Below are 5,522 nucleotides of genomic sequence, written 5' to 3' on the forward strand. Positions count from 1 at the left end.
GTCGTGTAGGCTGTATTGCCATTGATCGCATAAAAACTCTTCGAAGAGGTGCCTCGGGTTAGGGTTACTTCCACTTCGCTGACGCCCTTGGCATCTTTGGTTATCTTGGTTGTGCCAACGAGAGTGGCATTATCCAGCACCTCAGCTTCGGTGGACACTTCGTTCTTGAGTATATCTCCCTGATCCACACTCGAATCGCCAGAGTTGGTTGCAAGCAAATGCGCATCGGTGAATTCTTCCTGCACCACAGTGCGGAAGGTTATCACCCCTGTAGTGCTGCCTTTATTATTCGTCCCGCTACAATTATAGGTTCCCCCTCCAGCGGGCACACAACCTCCTAAAATTTTTATGTCCAGGCCTCGGTCAGAGAGTTCATTGGTTATATTGAAAACTACCGTCGTTTCCCCGGTGCTGGTCCCGGGGGTTCCCGTATCACGAGTAATTGTGTAGCTGCCCGCGTCCATATTTCCCGCAGTGGGGCTGCCGTGTTCGGTTAGCGTCATGGTTGGGGTGAATGTGGCATCCCAGAGTTGACCATCCGAAAACACATCATCAAGGATAATATCTTCCACAGCAAAGTAATCGGATATCTGGAAATTCAGGGAATACTCTATCGTATCCCCCGGCGAAACCCCGGTGGGGGATACATCATTGACGATGTTCTTGCTCTTTTGAGCTGCAGCCGCGCAGGCGTAAAATTCATGGTCGCTAGAGTCCGTATCACTGGCCGTTTGGGGAGTACTCCCCCAGTTTCCTGTAACCGAGATGGTATTGGGAATTAGTCCATTGCAACCACCCACATTGGGCGTCAAAATATCGTTGCTACTGACGTCTTTGTCTGGAATATAGAATGAAAAGGTAACCGAAGCGTCATTGCTGCCTGATCCCCCAGTTACAGAACCCATATCACAAACCAAAATCCCCCCTGGGGTCGTCGTGCTGGGGATTGTGCTACATGAACCGGAAGGGCTGACTGATCCCACGCTCATAAACTGGATACGGCCATCCAAGTTCTCGGTAATTTGCAAGCTATCAATGGTCTGCCCATCGGCAATATTTACCGAGATTGTGTACTGACTGACAAAATTAGGGCCGGTGGCTGTTTCAAACTCAGACCCTGTGCCGGGTGTCATGATTTTGTTAGTTGTTATCAGGGTGGGGTCAACGTCATTCCCTGGCCAATCATCAATCGTATTCTGGGATGGATTCAGTTTTACGGCATCGCAACACCAGTTATCCAATGGGTCTTCACCAAATTGAAAGCCGCCCCGAGAACGAAAGGTCAGCGCGGTACTGGGGTCTGCTGTGGCGCTCATGGTGGCGTTATAGGTGACTTTAACTTCTGGCTGGCTGGATACAAAAGAGCCGAAAGGCAGTTTACAGGATACGAGTTTATTGCCTTCAGAACCGGTTGGCCCGGTGATAACGATCAGGTTTCCACTGGTATCTTTGGCAAAAGGATGCGTCGCTTTTTCCTGATTATTGAAAGTGGCAATTGAACAATCCAGCTTTTGCCCCAGGTATGTCGCGCCCGTTCCGGTATTAAAATCAATACCATCACCATTATTATACGGGAAAACAACATCGATAAATGGGCCGTAGCCTTCATCGCCGCCGGTATTCTTGAAGGCAATATCAAAAGTAAACAACTCTCCCAACATCACCTCGCCAGGGATGCTCGCCGACGTAGAAGGTGTTGCTGCATGGAATGGCCGCGCCTGCACAATCCGCGTCCCGTGAATCAATATCACAATAAGTACAAGAACTCCCCGTAAAAAATCAAGGGTACTTACTCGCTTTGGCAATCGGCGCAAATCGAAAGGCATTTATCTTCTCCACAAAAAATAAAATGGCTTTTTGGGAACTGCCGTTAGAAACCCCACCTACCACAGGGATGCCCAGAGACCCAATAAAATATGTTACATTTTATCAGTGGCTAGTGCGATTTCAAGGATAAAAGTTATCAAACAACTAACAATCAGGCTGTTTTGCGCATAAGCAGATACTTTTGGCTTGAAGAAGAATAATCAGTTAGGTCCATCTGTCAACACACGGCCACAAATATATACTTCTGAAAATGTTATAATTCAACTACCCCCTCCCCGAAAGGTGCAACGTATGATCCTCCTTAATCCCAATAAGCTCACCCGCAATTACCCCGACGAAGCCTCGCGCCAGATCATGCAAAAAACGGTGGCGTTCTTTGAAAACCAGGGGAAGGCCAAAATCAAGGCCGACGACCACGCCCGTGTCTGGTATGCCGATTTTCTTGAATTTGTAAAACAAGAGAAACTCTTCGCCACGCTGCTCACACCCACGTCCTACGGCGCCGACGAAAACTACCGCTGGGATACCTGGCGCAATTGCCAGTTCAACGAAATTCTGGGCTTTTATGGTCTGGCCTACTGGTACACATGGCAGGTCAGCATTTTGGGTCTCGGACCGATCTGGATGGGTGACAATGAAACCCTGAAGAAGAAAGCGGCACAACTCCTGGAGGAGGGTGCCGTTTTTGCATTTGGGCTTTCGGAACGCAACCACGGGGCTGATATTTATTCAACGGAGATGAGTCTTACCCCCCAGGGGGATGGCAGCTACCTTGCCAACGGCGAGAAATACTATATCGGCAATGCCAATCTTGCCCCGATGGTCTCTACGTTTGGCAAATTTAACGACAGCGGTGAATATGTATTCTTTAACGCCGATTTCCGCAACAAAGGCTATCAACTCATCAAAAATGTGACCGCCAGCCAAAACTATGTTGGGCAATATGCCCTGCACGATTACCCCATAACCGAAGCCGAGATTCTCTCAAAGGGACAAGCCGCCTGGGATTCGGCGCTCAATACCGTCAATGTAGGCAAATACAATCTGGGGTGGGCTTCGATTGGAATTTGCACCCATGCCCTGTATGAGGCTATCAACCATGCCGCCAACCGCCATCTCTATGGTATGGCAGTCACTGATTTTCCCCATGTCAAACAGATGTTTGTGGATGCCTATGCCCGCCTGGTGGCGATGAAACTCTTCGCCCTGCGCGCTGCCGACTATATGCGCGCCGCCTCACCCGAAGACCGTCGCTACCTGCTCTATAATCCGATGGTCAAAATGAAAGTCACCACCCAGGGCGAAGAAGTCATCAATCTGTTGTGGGATGTAATTGCTGCCAAGGGCTTTGAAGCCGACACGTATTTCGAGATGGCGACACGCGACATCCGGGCGCTGCCCAAACTCGAAGGTACAGTGCATGTCAATATCGCCCTGATCGTCAAGTTCATGCCTAATTATTTCTTCAATCCCGCCGAGTACCCGGAACTCCCCAAGCAGGATCACCCCCAAAATGATGATTTTCTCTTTGACCAGGGAACCACCCGCGGGCTGAGTCAGATCCGCTTCCATGACTATGAGAAAACCTTCCGGGCGGTTGACCTCCCCAATGTGCAAATTTTCCGCCAACAAACCGCCATCCTTAAAGAATTTCTCTTTGCAGCCGCGCCCGATGAGGCTCAGCGCAAAGATATTGATTTTCTGCTCGCATTAGGCGAGCTATTCGCTCTGGTTGTCTATGCGCAACTTATTCTCGAAAACGCACGCATTTATGCAATCGACGCAGCATTGATTGACCAGATTTTCGATTTTATGGTGCGCGATTTTTCGAAACATGCCTTGCAGCTCTACGGCAAACCCAGCAGCACCGAGAGCCAAATGGTATTTTGCCAGCGCATGATCCGTAAAGCCGCCGTGGATGAAGTCCGGTATCAAAAAGTTTGGCAAGAGCATGTGTACGCCCTCAAAGACCTTTACGCAATGCAACCTTAAAGTATTTTCACCACAAAGGGCACGAAGAAATACAACGAAAAAATTCTTCGTGCCCCTTTGTGCCCTGCGTGGTTAATCATTTTCAACACCCAAAAGGAGATTGCGAATGGAGTTTAACTTAGACGAAGAACAACGTATGTGGCGCAAGGCCGTGCACGATTTTGTGGCGCAAGAAGTTCAACCCCATGCGGCTGACTTCAGTGAACGCGGCGAACTCAACTGGCCTGCTCTGCGCAAAATGGGGCCAATGGGTATTTTGGGAATCACTGCGCCGGAAGCGTATGGCGGCTCTGGTGTGGATGCGATTTGTGCTGCAATTGCCATCGAAGAATTGGGCTGGGCAGATGGCGGCACAGCACTGACAGTGGCTGCACACACCGGTCTGGGTTGCGCGCCGATTGCCAGGTTTGGCACTCATGAACAAAAACAGCAATACCTGACGCGCGCCGTCCGTGGCAAAAGCAAACTAGCTGCCCTGGCCCTGACAGAACCCGGCGCAGGCTCCGATCTACAAGCGGTGCGCACACGGGCGAAATTGGATGGGGAGATGTGGGTGATTAACGGCAGCAAGGCCTGGATTACTAACGCCGGAGACGCCGACTATATCATCACGCTGGCGGTAACGCAGCCCGAGGGTGGTTCGGACTCGATGAGCATGTTCATCGTCCCCACGGATACGCCCGGCCTGCACGTTGCCCCTCATGAGAAAAAAATGGGGTTGGGCAGTTGCCATAGCAATGCCATCACCTATGAAAATGTGCGCGTCCCGGCGGAGAATTTACTCGGCGAGCAGGGGCATGGGTTACAGCAAACCCTGCGCACATTGGACGGCGGGCGCATCAGCATCGCGGCTATTTCGGTGGGAATCGCCCAATCGGCAATGGAAGCTGCGGTACGCTATGCCAAAGAGCGTCAAACCTTCGGAAAGCCGATTGCTGAACATCAAGCCATTCAGTGGATGCTGGCCGATGCGGCAACCGAGATTCATGCTGCCCGTTTGATGGTTTATCACGCAGCCTGGCTCAAGGATCAGGGATTATCATACACAAAAGAAGGGGCCATGGCGAAACTTTTTGCATCCGAGATGGGCGAACGCGTCACCCGTAATGCCATTCAAATTCACGGAGGATACGGCTATAGCCGCGAGTATCCCGTTGAGCGCATGTACCGTGATGCCCGCCTGATGACCGTCGGCGAGGGCACCAGCGAAGTACAACGCATGGTTATTGCTCGTAAAGTGCTGGCAGAGATCAGATAATTTCAATTTCTGGGCTTTTAATTTGGGGGAGCGCACATGCGGCAGTAAGAACCCTGAATTTAAAAACAAACTGACGAAGTCAATCGTGCGACTTCGTCAGTTTATTTACCGGGGATGGCAACAAAATTACGCTTTCTTGTCGAGATACCACTTGTAAATGTAATACCATACTGCACACAAAGCCCCAGTGATAACCATAGCCAGCCAAAAGAAGGGTTCTTTAAAAATGGCAAGGCCAGTTCCCAGGGCAACCCCTACATAGACAGTTGCTGCGACAAAGACAATCACGAAGGTTCCAAACAGCCAGTATCGCATTAAATTCAGCATTTTCTCTTTATCCATAGATCATCTCCTTTGTGAGTCATACTCACCAACATAAAAACAAATCCCGGCAAATTTCATTGTAGCACAAATCTCTGTTGCTCAAGCATACAGTTATGTAGGG

4 protein-coding genes are annotated in these 5,522 nt (G+C 50.1%); 2 read left to right on the top strand and 2 right to left on the bottom strand.

What is annotated here, in order from left to right:
• A partial coding sequence (locus HN413_16335) for a hypothetical protein (protein ID MBT3391968.1) occupies positions 1–1,826 on the bottom strand: 1,826 nt, incomplete at its 3' end.
• Positions 1,827–2,118: 292 nt separating this feature from the next.
• On the opposite strand from HN413_16335, the gene HN413_16340 reads away from it, so the two are divergent.
• Both HN413_16340 and HN413_16345 read left to right on the top strand, forming a co-directional pair.
• Positions 2,119–3,819: an acyl-CoA dehydrogenase gene (locus HN413_16340; GenBank protein ID MBT3391969.1), complete on the top strand. Its 1,701-nt coding sequence runs from the start codon at positions 2,119–2,121 to the stop codon at positions 3,817–3,819.
• 106 nt (positions 3,820–3,925) lie between these two features.
• Complete coding sequence (locus HN413_16345; protein ID MBT3391970.1) at positions 3,926–5,077, top strand: acyl-CoA dehydrogenase; 1,152 nt, start codon at positions 3,926–3,928, stop codon at positions 5,075–5,077.
• Between the two features lie 126 nt (positions 5,078–5,203).
• Here the strand turns inward: HN413_16345 and HN413_16350 are convergent, their stop codons facing one another.
• A complete protein-coding gene (locus HN413_16350) occupies positions 5,204–5,419 on the bottom strand; it encodes a hypothetical protein (protein MBT3391971.1) in 216 nt (71 codons plus the stop codon).
• Between the last annotated feature and the right edge of the window lie 103 nt (positions 5,420–5,522).

It is taken from the genome of Chloroflexota bacterium, from assembly GCA_018648225.1.
GTDB lineage: Bacteria > Chloroflexota > Anaerolineae > Anaerolineales > UBA11858 > NIOZ-UU35.

Coding starts and splice junctions, on each gene's coding strand:
- HN413_16345 (MBT3391970.1), top strand. CDS start 3,926: ATGGAGTTTAACTTAGACGAAGAACAACGTATGTGGCGCAAGGCCGTG.
- HN413_16340 (MBT3391969.1), top strand. CDS start 2,119: ATGATCCTCCTTAATCCCAATAAGCTCACCCGCAATTACCCCGACGAA.
- HN413_16350 (MBT3391971.1), bottom strand. CDS start 5,419: ATGGATAAAGAGAAAATGCTGAATTTAATGCGATACTGGCTGTTTGGA.